The organism is Bradyrhizobium nivariense, assembly GCF_029846695.2.
Lineage (GTDB): Bacteria > Pseudomonadota > Alphaproteobacteria > Rhizobiales > Xanthobacteraceae > Bradyrhizobium.
On the sequence record NZ_JARWCR020000023.1, the window covers coordinates 65255 to 80118 of the forward strand.

Consider the following 14864-nt stretch of genomic DNA (forward strand, 5'->3'; position numbering starts at 1 on the left):
GCGGCGCAACCACCCATCGGAAAATGGGCTCCCGGAGCGAGATTGAAAAGCATACTTAGGTTTGTACATTTCCCCTTGTACGCGCGATTCCGAGCGTCTCGGTCATTCTGACGAGATCCGCCAATGACTTCGCGCCCATTTTGCGCATGATCTGCCCACGATAGATCTTGACGGTGATCTCAGCCAATCCAAGCTCGGCGGCGACCTGCTTGTTCATCAGGCCGGACGCGACCAGGGCCAGGATATCGCGCTGACGGCTTGTCAGGCCTTCGAAGCGGGACCGCACGCCCGAGAGCGACTTCTCGGCATCGCGCCGCCTGCGATCCCGTTCGATCGCAGCCTGGACCGCATCGAGGATGTCCTGGTCGCGCACCGGCTTGGTCAGAAAATCGATGGCGCCGCTCTTCATGGCCCTGACGGTCATGGGAATATCGCCATGACCGGTGATGAAGATAATGGGCGTGTGAATGTTGGCCTTCGCGAGGTCCGCCTGGAGGTCGAAGCCGCTCGAGCCCGGCAGGCGAATGTCGAGCACAAGGCAACTGGGGACCACTGGCGGTTTGGCTTCCATGATCTCCGCTGCCGAGCCGAAGGCCTCGACCTTGAGGCCGACGGATTGAAAGAGATTGGTGAGCGCGCGGCGCATCGACGGATCGTCATCGACGATCATGACGATCGGATCATTGGCGCTCGCCTGCGCCGGCGTCGGCTTGGCGTGGTCGGTCACGACGTGTCCCCGTGCGGCAAGGGCAGGGCAATCTGGAATGTCGCACCGCTCCCCTCGTTGGGAAGGGCTGACAGCCGGCCCGCGTGAGCTTCGATGATCGACCGGCAGATCGATAGTCCCATCCCCAGGCCGCCCGACTTTGTCGTGAAAAAGGGAGTGAAGATGCGTTCCATCCCGTCCCTGGCCAGGCCGACACCGCGATCCGTCACGGTGATGAGCAGGCGGCCGTCGCCGTCCTCGCTGACCTGGCTGGAGCGGATCGCCAGCTCGCGCGGGCGGCCAACATTGGCTTCCATGGCTTCGATGCCGTTCATGACAAGATTGATCAGCACCTGCTGGAGCTGGATCCGATCGCCGCAAATCCTGGGCAGACCTGACGTCAACTCCATTCGCACCGACACGGCATGGGCGGCAAGCTCGCGCCGAACGAGGGCCAACGCCTCCCTGACGACCTGGTTGATGTCGAGTGGAACGACCTCGATCTCGGTCTTCTTCGCAAGCGCCCTGATCCTGCGGATCACCTCGCTGGCCCGATTGGCGTCCTCGACAATCCATGCCACGGAACGGCGCGCGGCATTCAGATCGGCCGGTTCGCGGTCGAGCCAGCAGATGCAGGCGTCGGCATTGGAGATCACGGCGGCGATAGGCTGGGTGATTTCGTGGGCTATCGAGGCGGTGAGTTCGCCGAGCATCGTGACGCGCGTGACATGGGCGAGCTCGGCTTGCGCTTTGCGCAGTGCTTCCTCGGCCTGCTCGGCGCGGGTCGCCGCCGTCACATCGCTGCTGACGCCACGATAGCCGCGAAAATGACCGTTCGCGTCATGGAAGGGCTTGCCGCTGGTGCGCACGTAAATTGGAGATCCGTTGCGATCCCTGCTGCGATAAACCAGATCGCGAAACGGAAGGTGGGCATCGAGCGCCGCGCGATGCTGCTCCCACTTCTCGGGCTCGAGTTCGGCATCGGGCGGAATGTCCCAACGGGTCAGGCCGATCAAGCCCGTCGGCGCAATGCCCGTATCGGCGTGTTCCGATATTTGGGTGATACGGTGATCCGGCCCGGTCTCCCAAAACCAGTCCGATGCGGTTTCGGCATAGTCGCGGAACCGCTGCTCGGATTGCTTGAGCTCGTCAAATGCCTTCTGCAGCGCTTCTTTTGCGACGAACTGCTCGGTGACGTCGACGTGCGTGCCGATAATTTCCACCACCTCGCCGTCATTGCCAGTGACGGGATGTCCTTCGGTATGGACACGCCTTATCGAACCGTCCGGACGCGCAATCCGAAAGTCAATTTCGAAGGGCTCCCTTTGCTGGACCGCCTGACGTTCCACGTCGACAATTCGTCGAAAGTCCTCGGGAAGGATCCGTTGCTGGAAAGCCTGGGCCGGTACATCGATCTGGTCCGGCTCAAATCCGAACAGGCGATAGAGTTCAGCCGATCGGTAAGCGAACTCCTGACGACGCACGTCCCAGGCCCAGCTGCTCGTATGGCTGAGGCGCTGGGCTTCGGCCAAATAGGCCTCGCTGCGACGCAACCTCTGTTCCGCTTCTTTTGCGATCGTGACGTCAGTAACAGCCCCGGCAAACTCGAGGCGCCCTGATGCATGTCTCACCGCGCGCGCCACGGAATGGAGATATTTGACCGAACCATCGGGCATCAACAGGCGATATTCGTGGTCGAAATCCTCCGCTTCGCGCGAGGCCCGATCAAGGGTCTTCCTGACCCTATCGCGGTCTTCCGGATGCATGCGCTGAAATACGAAGTCCAGGGTCGGCTTCACCGCCGGGTCACATTGGAAGATGCGAAAAGTTTCCCTTGACCAGACGATCTCGCGGCTCGCGAGGTTCAAGCCGAAGCTGCCGGTGCGGCTCAATTCCTGCGCCTGGGCGAGGTAGGTCTCGCTCTGCCGCAGCGCATCCTCCGCCTGCTTGCGCTGGGTGATGTTTTCGCAAGCGACCAGCACGATCGGCGTGCCGTCGCCGCGCAGCATGGCCTTGGCGTTTTCACGGACCCAGAGGACCGAGCCGTCCTTCCGGATCTTGCGAATCTCCCAGGTATGCGACTGGTCCACGGTTTTCAGGCACAACGCTACGCATCGGCGGACGAGGTCGCGATCTTCTTCGAAGAAGACGTTGAGCACGGATTGGCCGGTCAGCTCGGCCGCCGTGTAGCCCAGTTGTGCGGCGCCGAACGTATTCACGTTAAGTACCGTTCCGGCCGGATCGATCATGAAGTACATGACCGGATTGTGCTCGAACACTTCGCGCCATTGCTTCACGGCGTCGCGCAGATCGCTGTCTAGCCGCCAGTCATCTCCGACGGCAGGCTTATCCTTCGCCCCGTTGCCGAAAGACCGAAGCGCCGCAAGGCCGCCAAGCAGGAATTGTGCGGCCGAATTCCCAAATTTCGCGATCTGGCCAGGCATCATCGCAGGCGTCCCGGCTCGCTGGGGCCAAGGCGAGTAGAGCATTTTGCAGCAAGACGGGCAATTGGTTCCACAAGGCAGGATCCTGCGCGTCGAAGTTCGCGGGCTCCGTGCAGCTTGCGAGCCTTGCGCCGTCACGTTGCGCGACGGCGCAGTTCCGGAAAACTACGGGACAAACCTACGTATAGCTCGCGCATGCCTAGTCATACCGTGCATTTACCTCCGTACAATTGAGCGGTGGTTGCATGCGGACTAGTCTCACGGCCAATCGAGCGGAGTCCATTGCGAAGCACAAACCGCCGAATTGCTCGGTGTGCTGCACCCAAGGGTCAAGCCCTGCGTCCGCCGCCGTCCTGACTTGCCGCATGATTTGGCGGGCACGAATGAGAGCCGCATTTCATTGACGAACATGGTGACCACGCACCAGCGAAGCCAGGACCCCATAAGAGGGCAAGAGGAGAGGATCATGTGCGATAAGTCCGAACACTCCGAACACTCCGAACACCGTCCTGTCGAAAACGGCTGCGCCGTCTGTCGCGGGAAGTTTGGCCTGATCCGATACTATTCCTGGCGAACGCCGCTCTGCTCAAGGAAATGTCTCGATCGCTTCAGGGCGCGCCGCGAGCGCGACCGCCTATGGTTGTTTCGATTTCAGGCGGCTTGAGGATCTGCCGCCCGATCCGCCCCGTTCGGCAGTTCTGAATCAGGAGGCTGAGTTGAACCGTACCTGCAAGCTCCTCTTGGCAATCGCGCTGCCGCTTCCGTTGATGACGGGAGTGGCGGCCGAGGAGGTTGGACAGGATGGTCCACATCGTCACCATCCGCCCCAGGATCGGCTCCTGCACCAGAAATTCTACTCGAGCTGGCATATGCCGGACAATCCGGTGCTGAGCTGTTGCAACGACGCGGATTGCTACCCGACCGAAATACGGTACGTCGACGGCAGGATCCTCGCGCGGCGCCGAGAGGACGGGAAATACATCCTCATCCCGTCCCAGAAGGTCGAGCGAAACAGAGACAATCCCGACGGCCGCAACCATCTTTGCGCGCCGCCGCCGTCCGCCTCTCTGGTCGACACGGTCTACTGCTTCGCGCTGGGAGGTGCCACGTGAAATTCATACTGGTGAACGACAGAACCCCTTTCCGCAAGACGTTCTGTCTATGGTGCTGCGAGCAGATCAGCACTGGCTATCTGCGCGACGCCAGGACGCGACTGCCTTACTGCGACTACGAGTGCTACGCGCTTGATGGCGAAGCTGCGCCGTTGATCGAGGGGCGTATCCGAGCGGCGTCTTGAGCGGACACGTGCTCGAGGCGATCGGCGGTGCGCCTGCCGGCAGGAGAGGACACGACCTTGAGATTCATGCTCGTCAATCATGGACGACCCAGCCACGGCGCCACCTGCAGCGCGTGCGCCCAGCCATTGGGCGCGAGTTACGTCCGGCATGTCCCTACGCAACGGCGCTATTGCGACACCGATTGCTACCGTCGCTATCAACAGTCGGCCATGGGAATGCTCTGGCCTTACCACAGTTCGCTCGAGACGATCACGGTGCTGGCGGCCATTTCGAGCTGGAGCTGGATGATGCAGATGAGCGCGCTCTCGCGCTCGCTGACCGAGGCATATCTGCGCGCGCACAACCTTCTGACCACCGAGGGAGGTGACGGCTAGCCGAACAATGCTGGCCGCGCAGAGAAGTCGGCCGTAGTCACTGCATCAAGCTTCGCGCCTCGTCCAGCCCCGGCGTTGCGAGGCTAGGGCGCAGGGGCTGCGGCCGATGCCGTAGGTGCCGCGCTGACTTCATGCGTCGTGACGCGCTGCTCGGACTTCGCCGTGGCGAGGCCGCTGCCCTCGAACCGGGCGCGGTAGACCAGCACGTTCTCGATCACGCGCTGGACGTAGTTGCGTGTCTCCGACAGCGGGATGCGCTCGACCCAGTCGACCGGATCGATCTTGGGGTCGCGCGGATCGCCACGCGCCTGCACCCATTCGCGCACGCGGCCGCGGCCGGCATTGTAGCCGGCGAAGGTCATGATCTGGTTGCCGCGATATTCCGACAGAAGTGCGCTGAGCTCGGCCGCGCCCATCTGCGTGTTGTAGACGGGATCGGAGACCATCTTGTCCCAGTCATAGGTCAGGCCGAAGCGCTTTGCAGTGTCGCGGCCCGCTTCCGGCGTCACCTGCATCAGCCCGACCGCGTTGGCGGCCGACTTGTCGCGCTGGTCGAACGAGCTTTCGGTGCGCGCCACCGAATAGATCACGCTGGTCTCGATCGCGGGCGCCACCTGCTTGTGCTCGGGAATGCCGATGGTCGGGAACGCGTAATGGTCGAGCGCGAGCCCGCGCGCCAGCGCCGATTTGCCGACCTCCAGCATGACGCGCGCATCGTTGCGCCGGCCGGCGAGCTCACCAAGCGCTTCGAGCGCTGCGACGTCGGTGCTCTCCTTGGCGAAATCCTCGGCGTAGTAGAACACCGTGTCGCGCTCGCCGATCCCGTACAGCATGTCGGCGGCGCGCACGCGTTCGTCGGCGGGCGGCGTGTCGACCGCGGCCAGCACGGGCGAGGGCGGACGCAGCTCGATCCGGTCGAGGCCCAGCCTGGCGCGAGCGAGCTGGCCATAATAGGCGGTCGGATAACGCGCGGCCGCCTGATAGCTCATGCGCGCGTCGTTCGTTGCGCCCATTGCCTCGGCCGCACGGCCGCGCCAGTAATGCGCCCGCGACAGCGCGAGCGGATTGGCCGAGCCTTCGTCGATCGCGGCGAAATGCACCATCGCCGCTTTGGGCTCGTCGAGGTAGCGCAGCGCGATCCAGCCGCACATGAAGTGGTAGTCAACGCGATAGACCTCCATCGCCGGCACCGCGGCCGTGCGCACCACGTCGTAAGCCGTTTTGAACCTGCCCTGGTCGAGCAGCTTGCGCGCGAGCAGGCGGCGCTCGCGCCACCAGGCATCGGTGTCCTGCGCCGCCATCGTATCGGGCGCGGCGGCCAGGATCACTTCGGCGGCGTCGTCGATGCGGTCGTTCTGGAGATGCCATTGCGCGCGGCACAGCACGTAACCGAGATCGCGGCGCGCGTCAGTCGAAACATCCTCGAGATAATCCTTGGCCTTGTTGGCCTTGCCGGTGACGGCGGCGCAGGCCTTGACGATCGCGAGCGCATCCTCGCCGATCCGCTTGGCTGCGCGCCGTGCACCCGCGTAGTCCTTGGCGCCGAGGCGCTTGTCCATGCGGGCGCGATGATCCTCAGTGGTCAGGAGATCGCGGAACGCCTCATAGGAATCTTCCTCGCTGCGCTCGGACAATTCATCCGTGCGCCAGGCCTCGCGCACCAGACGCGCGGCCCTGTCGCTGTCGCCCTCTGTCACCAGCACGCGGGCGAGCGCGAACTTGCCTTTGGCGCTGGTCGGCCGGTCCATCGTGAATTTATGCACGGTCGCCGCGTCGGCCTTCTCCTGCCACAGCCGCGCCTCGGCACGCCGGCGCAGCAGGGCGCTGCTCGGCCAGTCCGGATTGGCGGCGAGGAAGGCGGCGTAGCGCTTGAAACTCGCCGTGCTCTCGGAATGGCGCAGCATGAACCAGTCGGCGAGTTTCTGTCCGGCGGGGTCAGCGATGCGGTCGCGCGCCGCGCTGGCGTCCTCGGTCCTGCCCTTCCGCGCGAGATCGATGGCGTCCTTCAGCGCAGCGAGATCGCCGGTCAGCGGCGGGGCTGCCTGCTTGTCCGAGGGTTCGTCGTCCTGCTTCTTCGACTTGCGCCTGGCCTCGGCATGCTTGCCGTGCCGCGCCTTGCCGGCGGAGGCATGGCGCTGCTTGCCGGCTTTCGCCTCATGCGTCTTCTTCGGCGCTGACGATTTGTGACTGCTCTTCGCTGCCAGCTCGGTAGGGCTGAAAGCCAAAGCGGCCACGGCAACGACACACGCGAGCGAGCGTAGGCACTGGTTCATTCGATGGTCCCCCCCGCGAAACCACTACAAACCAAGGTCCGCGACGACATGCGGCTTGAGAATCAAAGACGACACCAAAACGATGCCACGACATCGTTTCGCATTCCTCACGCTCGTTTAACAATGCGGCAAAATACGGATCGGGAACGCGGGAACTTTCGCAAGGGTGAAAAGGGCAGGCCCTCTAACCTTTTGTTAACGAATTGGACTCGCGCGATGGTTGTGCACGGCTCTGGGCGCCTCGAAGGGCCAGATTGCGCGTGTTCCCTCGGTCAAATCCGGTGTATTGAGTTCCCCCACGCCGTCCTTTCAGCCTTTGCCCCGCACCCATGCCGCTTTTCAACCAGTCGATCCGGCGCAAGATTGTCGGCATCGCCCTCGGATTGATCGTCCTGATGCTGGTCACCTCGATCTTGTCGATGGTGATGTCGAGCCAGGTCGGCGTCCTCCTTGACGAGCTGACCAACCGCTACATCCCGGCCTATGGCCATCTGGCGCGGGCCAATATCCGCTCGCTGGAGCGGGCGCTGGCATTGCGGCGCATGGTCATGACCAGGATGCAGTCGCCGTCGGACGAAGAGGCCTATGCGGCGCGCCTTCGCGAATTCGAGGAAACCGACCGCAGGATCGAGGAGGAGGCCGAGAGCGCGCGCAAGCACATCAACGCGATTATCGACGATACCAGAACGCCTTCCGACAATGCCGCGCTGGCGCGGATCGAGACCCGCATCGAGACCGCCGTCGCCGAGCTGCGCCGTGACCTGAACGAGGACCACGCAAAACTCATCAAGCAGGTCGATGACAAGCAGATGACGGAAGCGCGCGGCACGCTGGAACATCTCGATCTGTTGCGCGATCAGTTCAATCAGAAGATCGATGCGATCCGCGCCGACATGCTGAAGCAGGTATTTGCCAGCACATCGCAGGTGATCGGCCGTCAGCGTCAGGCGATCATCATTTCGGGCATCGTGACCCTGCTCGCGGCGATTGTCGGATTCGCCTTTGCGCTACTGGTCAGCAGCGGCATCACGCGTCCGGTGCGGCTGTTGCTCGCCGGCACCCGCGAGGTCGAGGCCGGCCGGTTCGACAAGGCCATCACGGTTTCGACGCAGGACGAGATCGGCGAGCTTGCAGCCGCCTTCAACCGCATGATCGAGCAGTTGCGGCACAACGAGCGCATCCGCGAGACCTTTGGCCGCTACATCGATCCCAAGGTGGTGCAGGGCCTGATCGACCGGCCGGAAGTCGCCATCGACGGCCAGCGCCGGGTCATGACCATCATGTTCTGCGACATGAGCGGCTTCACCTCGATGAGCGAGGGCATGACCCCGCGCGGCCTCGTCAAGGTGATGAACCACTATTTCACGCTGATGTCCGGCCCGATCCGGAACCATCGCGGCGTCATCGACAAATATATCGGCGACGCCATCATGGCCTATTGGGGCCCGCCCTTCATCGAGGAGGATGAGCCGGCGCTGCTTGCAGGCATCGCCGCGATCGACATGATCGACCAGGTGCCGGCACTGCAGAAGCAGTTGCCGGATCTGCTGGGCATCCGCGCCATGCCCGGGCTTTGCGATCTCCGCATCGGGATCGCCACCGGCGAAGTCCTGACCGGCAGCATCGGCTCCGAACTGATGATGAGCTTTACCGTGATGGGCGACGCCGTGAACCTCGCCTCGCGCCTGGAAGCCGTCAACAAGATCTATGGCACCCGCATCCTGATCTCGCAGGCGACGGCGGATGCGATCGGATCGCACCTCGAACTGCGCGAGGTCGATCGTCTTGCGGTGGCCGGCCAGAGCGCGTCGCAAACGATCTTCGAGGTGATGGGCCGGGCAGGCGCGCTCACTGCCGCGCATGGGAGCCTGCGTTCGCACTACGCCGAAGGCCTCACCGCCTATCGCGCCCGCCGCTTCGACGAGGCCCGTGCCGCCTTCAACGCGGCGCTCGAAGCCGTCCCCGGCGACGGCCCCTCGCGCACGCTGCTCGCCCGCATCACGCGGTTCGAGGCCAATCCGCCGGACGAGGGGTGGGACGGCGCCTGGCGGTTGGAGCAGAAATAGCCGGCCGCGCGGGAAAAATTGATTCTACTCGATAACGATGTTCGCCGTGACCTATTTCCCGGGCTTAGGTTTGATGTCCTTGAGGCGTTTGATGGGGATACGCCGATGACAGAACTTGAGGACAGGCTGGAGCGGTTCGAGACGCTCACCGCCGAATGCGAGCTGATTGCCAAGCTCGCCACCGACAGCACCAAGCGCGAGTTTTATCTCAGGCTTTCGGAGCAGTACCGCCAGCTGGCGGTGGACATGCGGCAGGCGATCGCGACCAAAGCTGCGGCCTGACGCCGGCTGCAATCCGTTCTTAACACTTGGCGCGCATCCTCAATGCAGATGCGGGAAGCTTGTGTGATTCTCCGCTGTGGGAATGCCGGGGCTCGTTGCGGTGCAGCGCGCCTCGTGACCATTGTTTTGTCGTGCCTCACAGGGCGATCCCATGCGCCTCCTTGCGGTCATCATACTTGGACTCATGACAGCAGCCTGCAACCAGGAGCAGGAGATCACCGGCTCGACCCCGGTCTGCGCAATGCGGAACTACACCTCCTACAATCCCCGCGACATGAACCAGTGCGTGGCCGCCTGCAAGGCGTGCGACCAAGGCAACACGGTTACCTGCACCACATCCTGCACCCTCAAGGGCGCCCATTGAGCCGCTCCGCTTCCCGGAGTTAAGGGGCTGGTGGTGGGTGTCTTGAGTGTGTCGGCACCGGAACGATTCACATGAGTTAGTCATTGAAGGGACGGCAGGACGCGGAGTCCTTTGGAATGGGTATGCTCGATCCCGGTCGGTTCCTGGTGTCGTGCTCGCATTGCGCGGCCTGGCCGATGGCGGCCAATGTGAAACGTTCGAGCTGGTCGGCATCCCCGCACGAGGTCCGCTTCGTGTGCCCACGCTGCCGCCGCGAGGAGACTGCGATCATCTCCGCCTCCGGCGAGCTGACGCCGATCCGGCGCGTCGACCTCCCGCCGCGTGACGTCACCGCGGCCTGGGCTCAGGCCCAGCGCCCAAGAGGGCGGGCATAGCCCACCCGTTTATTCAAGGACAAGAGGGCGGCCGTAGCCCGCCCGTTTGTTCAAAGACAAGAGGGCGGGCATAGTGCGCCCGTTCAAGGACAAGAGGGCGCGCATAACTATCCGTCAGGCCCCCTGATTGGGCGGTTGCGAACTGCTGCGGGAAGCGATCCAACCAATGCAAATGTGCTAGGATCGCCGCCAGGAGTTCATCCATGCCTCGTCAGATCCTGCCATCTCACGCCGACCGTTTCCGGCTTCACCCGGTTGCGCCGCGCCTTGCGCCGATGTTCGGCTTCGCGTTGCTGACCGTGTCATGCGCGCTCACAAGCTTTGTGTTCGCCTGCGCCACGCCGTTTGCGGCTTTTGCGGTTGTCGCCGCCGCGATGCTGCCGCTGCGTACGGCGCTGCTCGTCGTGACCGGCGCCTGGCTGGTCAACCAGACCATCGGTTTCGGCGTGCTGCACTATCCGATTGACGCCAGCACCATCGCCTGGGGTTTTGTCATCGGTGCGGCTGCGCTGCTATCGGCTGCAGTCGCATCGACGGTCCTCCGCATGCTGCCGCAAGGCCGCACGCCGCTGATGCTGGCGATCACGTTCGTTGCCGCCTACGCGGTCTATGAGTTCGCGCTGCTTGCCGCGACGCCGTTCCTGGGCGGAGAGGGTGCTTTCACCGCCGCCATCGTTGCGCGCATCGGGCTGACCAGCGCCGTCTGGCTCGCCGGCCTCGTTGCCGCCTGTGAGATCGTCCGCCTGATCGATCCGTTCGGCCGCGCGATGCGGAATGCCTAAGCGCCAACCAAGGCACTGAAGTCCAGTCAGAGCGATGATCGGACTTTAGCCCATCGCCGCAAGGCGATCTCGATAAACCCGAACGGCCAGGCGCCTTGATGTGACGTTCACGATGCCGTCGCCGTTACCCGTCGGGCAAAACACCTGACCATTTCCCGACACGCCCGTGTCAATCCGCCCATGCAAATATATTCCGCTTTACCGAAATTCGGAAACGGCGTATGTGTCGCCCATCCCGGCTCATCCTTGAGGGGCGATCTTGTGTCGTCACTGTCGCGAGCCGGGCTTGCGGTGGACGCGGCAGCGTTCGGGCGCGAGAGGCTAAGGGCAGGGCGGATTGCTCTCCGTGAGCCCAAAGCTTCGTGCTAGATGAGCGGCGCTGCCAGGTTCGTCTCGTCTGTAAGTTTCTGGCTCTGTCGACAGGGCTGGAAAAACTGCGGCGAAATGGCGAGTCGTGCGTACGGCAAAACCGTGTGGTCCTGGCCGTCGTTGCTACGGCCAAGCCCTGGCGAATGCGACAGTCGCGTCAACCGGCGCGGGGTCGGTGAATTTCGCTGAGGTGAGGGAGGCCAGCAGGAACTCGGCTCCCGGGAGAGCACGGCATAAGCCGTCCAACCACTGCGCAGGGAAGGCCGAGTGATTGGCTACACCTGGTATGCTGCTGTGCGGTTTTTCTGCGTGTGCTTTTCGCGCAGCGGACCGCGGGTGCCAGCCGGCACCCGGCCTTCCCTGTGCCCTCTTGGACAAGAGGGTGGAGAGATCAAGCAAAGCTCGGGCGAAATGCGCCGCGAGAAGGCGAAGGCGTGTCTGCGTTTTGAAAGCGAAAGTTAAGCGGCATCCCGCTCTCGTGCCCCGGACGCCGCGCAGCGCCCTTGCGGTGCGCTGCAGAGCCGGGGCCCATGTCGCCGCATTGTGTACCGTGTCGCCCCTGGGTCCCGGCCCTGCAGCGCAGCGCAAGGGCGTTGCAGCTTGTCCGGGACACGCGGTCGATGGTGATGAAGGCACCGACTCACCCCAGATGCGCGCCGTCACCTTGCCGAAGTGAGGCGCGCCCCGCCCGCCGCAAAATCTGAAGTTGTGGATTGTCCTCCCCGGCGAGGGTATCGCAGTAAGCTTACCCGTGTCCTCCGGGCCACGATTGTGCCGTCCATGCAACACTCAGATCGGATTAACCCGTCATCTCCGTCCGTTCGCATCAACGCCGCTTTTTGGCCACACCCGAACATGAATAAAATCACTCTAATGTTTTAGCGGCAGCGGTGGTCCTGGAAGGCGACGGGAAATCCCAAGGTCGATTCAAATCTTGGCTCTGATTTTTCGGGTCTGAAAGGGTTCGCCGGAGAAACTGGTTTTGCGATGGACGCGAAGACTGACATCAAGCAGAGGCTGCCGAGCCGTCACGTGACGGAAGGCCCTGCGCGCGCGCCCCATCGCTCCTACCTCTACGCCATGGGTCTGACCACCGCGCAGATCCACCAGCCCTTTGTCGGCGTCGCCTCGTGCTGGAACGAGGCCGCGCCCTGCAACATCTCCCTGATGCGCCAGGCGCAGGCGGTGAAGAAGGGCGTCGCATCCGCCGGCGGCACGCCGCGCGAATTCTGCACGATCACCGTGACCGACGGCATCGCCATGGGTCATGACGGCATGCGCTCCTCGCTGCCGTCGCGCGAATGCATCGCCGATTCCGTCGAGCTGACTATCCGCGGCCACGCCTATGACGCCCTTGTTGGCCTCGCCGGCTGCGACAAGTCGCTGCCGGGCATGATGATGGCGATGGTCCGCCTCAACGTGCCCTCGATCTTCATCTATGGCGGCTCGATCCTGCCCGGCAATTTCCGGGGACAGCAGGTCACCGTGCAGGACATGTTCGAAGCCGTCGGCAAGCACTCGGTCGGTGCGATGTCGGACGAGGACCTCGACGAGATCGAGCGCGTGGCGTGTCCCTCGGCAGGCGCCTGCGGCGCGCAGTTCACCGCCAACACGATGGCGACCGTCTCCGAGGCGATCGGCCTGGCGCTGCCGTACTCGGCTGGTGCTCCGGCACCCTATGAAATTCGCGACGCCTTCTGCATGACCGCGGGCGAACAGGTCATGGAGCTGATCGCCCAAAACATCCGGCCGCGCGACATCGTCACGCGCAAGGCGCTGGAGAATGCCGCCGCCGTGGTCGCCGCGTCCGGTGGCTCGACTAATGCTGCGCTGCACCTGCCGGCGATCGCGCACGAGGCCGGCATCAAGTTCGACCTGTTCGACGTCGCCGAAATCTTCAAAAAGACACCGTATGTCGCGGATTTGAAGCCGGGTGGCCGTTATGTCGCCAAAGACATGTTTGAAGTTGGCGGCATACCGCTTCTGATGAAGACGCTGCTCGACAACGGATTTCTCCACGGTGACTGCCTCACCGTCACCGGTCGAACGATCGCCGAAAACCTCAAGAGCGTGAAATGGAATCCGCACCAGGACGTGGTGCACCCGGCAGACAAGCCCATCACCGTCACCGGCGGTGTGGTCGGTCTGAAGGGTAATTTGGCGCCAGAAGGTGCGATCGTGAAAGTCGCGGGAATGTCCAACCTCAGGTTTACCGGTCCGGCCAGGTGCTTCGACCGTGAGGAGGATGCTTTCGAGGCCGTCCAGAAGCGCACCTACCGCGAAGGCGAAGTCATCGTGATCCGCTACGAGGGGCCCAAGGGCGGTCCCGGCATGCGGGAAATGCTCCAGACCACCGCGGCGCTGACCGGCCAGGGCATGGGCGGCAAGATCGCGCTCATCACCGACGGCCGCTTCTCCGGCGCCACCCGCGGCTTCTGCATCGGCCATGTCGGGCCGGAAGCCGCCATCGGCGGCCCGATCGGGCTGCTCGAGGACGGCGATATCATCGAGATCGACGCGGTTGCCGGCACCCTTGACGTAAAATTGAGCGACCAGGAGCTTGCCCAGCGCAAGACCAAATGGAGCGCTCGCGCGACTAACCACACGACAGGCGCGCTCTGGAAATATGCTCAGCAGGTTGGACCAGCGGTCGGTGGGGCAGTGACCCATCCGGGCGGCGCGCACGAGAAGCAGTGCTATGCGGACATCTAGGCGTACCATAGTTGCGTTTGTGTTGGCGGCTACCGCGCTTGCCGCGCCGGCGCTCGCCTTTGACGGCGCGCCCGTCAGCCAGAAGGATGCGACCATCCCGGTGGTCACGATCTTGCCGGGCGCAGCGGGCAAGGTGCGCAATGTGCCGCCGGTGGTGGTGACCCAGGAAACTTCGCTCAGCGCCCTGCAATACGCCGCAGAGGGTGGCCACCCCATCGCGCAGTGGAAGCTCGGCCGCATGTACGCCAATGGCGACGGCGTCGCCCAGGACGACGTTCGTGCGTTCGAGTATTTCACCCGCATCGCCAACGCGCATGCCGAGGACAGCCCGTCGGCGCCGCAGGCGCAGATCGTCGCCAACGCCTTCGTCGCGCTCGGCCGCTATTATCTGAGCGGCATCCCGAATTCGAAGGTCAAGCCGGACCAGGAGCGGGCGCGGGAGATGTTCTCCTATGCCGCGTCCTATTTCGGCAATGCGGATGCGCAATACGATCTCGCCCGCCTGTACCTGAAGACGCCGGACGCCTCGCGCGAGGATTTCCGCTATGGCGCGCGCTGGCTTGGGCTCGCCGCGCAGAAGGGCCAGCACGAGGCCCAGGCGCTGCTCGGCCAGATGCTGTTCAACGGCGACCGCCTGCCGCGGCAGGCGGCACGCGGCCTGATGTGGCTGACGCTGGCGCGTGACAGCGCAGGTAGCGACGAGATCTGGATCAAGGAAAACTACAACCGCGCCTTCGCAAAGGCCTCCGACGACGATCGCGCCATGTGCCTGCAAATGCTGGAGCAATGGGTGCAGGGCCGCCGGGAGTGATTGGCTGAG

Annotated in this window: 13 protein-coding genes; 9 read left to right on the plus strand and 4 right to left on the minus strand. The window is 63.7% G+C overall.

The genetic code is table 11. The features are described from left to right. Window positions 1-55: 55 nt before the first annotated feature. The 3 genes from QCM77_RS20440 to QCM77_RS20450 all read right to left on the minus strand — a co-directional run bounded on the left by QCM77_RS20440 (window position 56) and on the right by QCM77_RS20450 (window position 4190). Window positions 56-727, minus strand: coding sequence for a response regulator transcription factor (locus tag QCM77_RS20440; protein ID WP_279663831.1), 672 nt, complete (start codon window positions 725-727; stop codon window positions 56-58). Further along, window positions 724-3153, minus strand: a complete 2430-nt coding sequence (locus QCM77_RS20445) for a PAS domain S-box protein (protein ID WP_279663829.1) — start codon at window positions 3151-3153, stop codon at window positions 724-726. The genes QCM77_RS20440 and QCM77_RS20445 overlap by 4 nt, the downstream gene beginning before the upstream one ends. A 605-nt stretch (window positions 3154-3758) precedes the next feature. Next, entirely contained in the window at window positions 3759-4190 is a 432-nt protein-coding gene (locus QCM77_RS20450; RefSeq protein WP_279663828.1) for a hypothetical protein, read from the minus strand. Window positions 4191-4258: 68 nt separating this feature from the next. On the opposite strand from QCM77_RS20450, the gene QCM77_RS20455 reads away from it, so the two are divergent. Together QCM77_RS20455 and QCM77_RS20460 are read left to right on the plus strand one after the other, a co-directional pair. Continuing rightward, a complete protein-coding gene (locus tag QCM77_RS20455; protein WP_279663826.1) occupies window positions 4259-4447 on the plus strand; it encodes a hypothetical protein in 189 nt (62 codons plus the stop codon). Window positions 4448-4504: 57 nt separating this feature from the next. Then, window positions 4505-4822 (plus strand): hypothetical protein, encoded by a 318-nt coding sequence (locus QCM77_RS20460; RefSeq protein WP_511337207.1) that lies wholly within the window; start codon window positions 4505-4507, stop codon window positions 4820-4822. 83 nt (window positions 4823-4905) lie between these two features. Here QCM77_RS20460 and QCM77_RS20465 read toward each other — a convergent pair whose 3' ends face one another. Beyond that, window positions 4906-7095, minus strand: coding sequence for a lytic transglycosylase domain-containing protein (locus QCM77_RS20465; protein WP_279663822.1), 2190 nt, complete (start codon window positions 7093-7095; stop codon window positions 4906-4908). Window positions 7096-7424: 329 nt separating this feature from the next. Between QCM77_RS20465 and QCM77_RS20470 the strand changes: the two genes are divergently transcribed. The 7 genes from QCM77_RS20470 (at window position 7425) to QCM77_RS20500 (ending at window position 14855) form a co-directional block, all read left to right on the plus strand. Then, the gene (locus QCM77_RS20470; protein ID WP_279663821.1) at window positions 7425-9161 is read left to right on the plus strand and encodes an adenylate/guanylate cyclase domain-containing protein; all 1737 of its coding nucleotides are present in this window, start codon (window positions 7425-7427) and stop codon (window positions 9159-9161) included. Between the two features lie 105 nt (window positions 9162-9266). Next, a complete protein-coding gene (locus QCM77_RS20475) occupies window positions 9267-9443 on the plus strand; it encodes a hypothetical protein (protein ID WP_279663820.1) in 177 nt (58 codons plus the stop codon). Window positions 9444-9594: 151 nt separating this feature from the next. Then, the gene (locus QCM77_RS20480; protein WP_279663818.1) at window positions 9595-9807 is read left to right on the plus strand and encodes a hypothetical protein; all 213 of its coding nucleotides are present in this window, start codon (window positions 9595-9597) and stop codon (window positions 9805-9807) included. Between the two features lie 116 nt (window positions 9808-9923). Beyond that, complete coding sequence (locus QCM77_RS20485; protein ID WP_279663817.1) at window positions 9924-10181, plus strand: hypothetical protein; 258 nt, start codon at window positions 9924-9926, stop codon at window positions 10179-10181. A 203-nt stretch (window positions 10182-10384) separates the two neighbouring features. Beyond that, the gene (locus QCM77_RS20490) at window positions 10385-10963 is read left to right on the plus strand and encodes a hypothetical protein (RefSeq protein WP_279663816.1); all 579 of its coding nucleotides are present in this window, start codon (window positions 10385-10387) and stop codon (window positions 10961-10963) included. Between the two features lie 1356 nt (window positions 10964-12319). Continuing rightward, window positions 12320-14044, plus strand: coding sequence for a dihydroxy-acid dehydratase (ilvD, locus tag QCM77_RS20495; RefSeq protein ID WP_279684637.1), 1725 nt, complete (start codon window positions 12320-12322; stop codon window positions 14042-14044). After that, window positions 14031-14855 carry a tetratricopeptide repeat protein gene (locus tag QCM77_RS20500; protein WP_279663814.1) on the plus strand — a complete coding sequence of 275 codons (825 nt, stop codon included), beginning with the start codon at window positions 14031-14033 and terminating at the stop codon, window positions 14853-14855. The genes ilvD and QCM77_RS20500 overlap by 14 nt, the downstream gene beginning before the upstream one ends. The last annotated feature ends 9 nt before the right edge of the window (window positions 14856-14864 follow it).

Bases quoted from the DNA above. Each gene is read 5' to 3' on its own strand.
- QCM77_RS20475 (WP_279663820.1), top strand. From the start codon at position 9,267: ATGACAGAACTTGAGGACAGGCTGGAGCGGTTCGAGACGCTCACCGCC.
- QCM77_RS20500 (WP_279663814.1), top strand. From the start codon at position 14,031: ATGCGGACATCTAGGCGTACCATAGTTGCGTTTGTGTTGGCGGCTACC.
- QCM77_RS20490 (WP_279663816.1), top strand. From the start codon at position 10,385: ATGCCTCGTCAGATCCTGCCATCTCACGCCGACCGTTTCCGGCTTCAC.
- QCM77_RS20465 (WP_279663822.1), bottom strand. From the start codon at position 7,095: ATGAACCAGTGCCTACGCTCGCTCGCGTGTGTCGTTGCCGTGGCCGCT.
- QCM77_RS20445 (WP_279663829.1), bottom strand. From the start codon at position 3,153: ATGATGCCTGGCCAGATCGCGAAATTTGGGAATTCGGCCGCACAATTC.
- QCM77_RS20450 (WP_279663828.1), bottom strand. From the start codon at position 4,190: ATGGTTGCGGCCGTCGGGATTGTCTCTGTTTCGCTCGACCTTCTGGGA.
- QCM77_RS20480 (WP_279663818.1), top strand. From the start codon at position 9,595: ATGCGCCTCCTTGCGGTCATCATACTTGGACTCATGACAGCAGCCTGC.
- ilvD (WP_279684637.1), top strand. From the start codon at position 12,320: ATGGACGCGAAGACTGACATCAAGCAGAGGCTGCCGAGCCGTCACGTG.
- QCM77_RS20470 (WP_279663821.1), top strand. From the start codon at position 7,425: ATGCCGCTTTTCAACCAGTCGATCCGGCGCAAGATTGTCGGCATCGCC.
- QCM77_RS20485 (WP_279663817.1), top strand. From the start codon at position 9,924: ATGGGTATGCTCGATCCCGGTCGGTTCCTGGTGTCGTGCTCGCATTGC.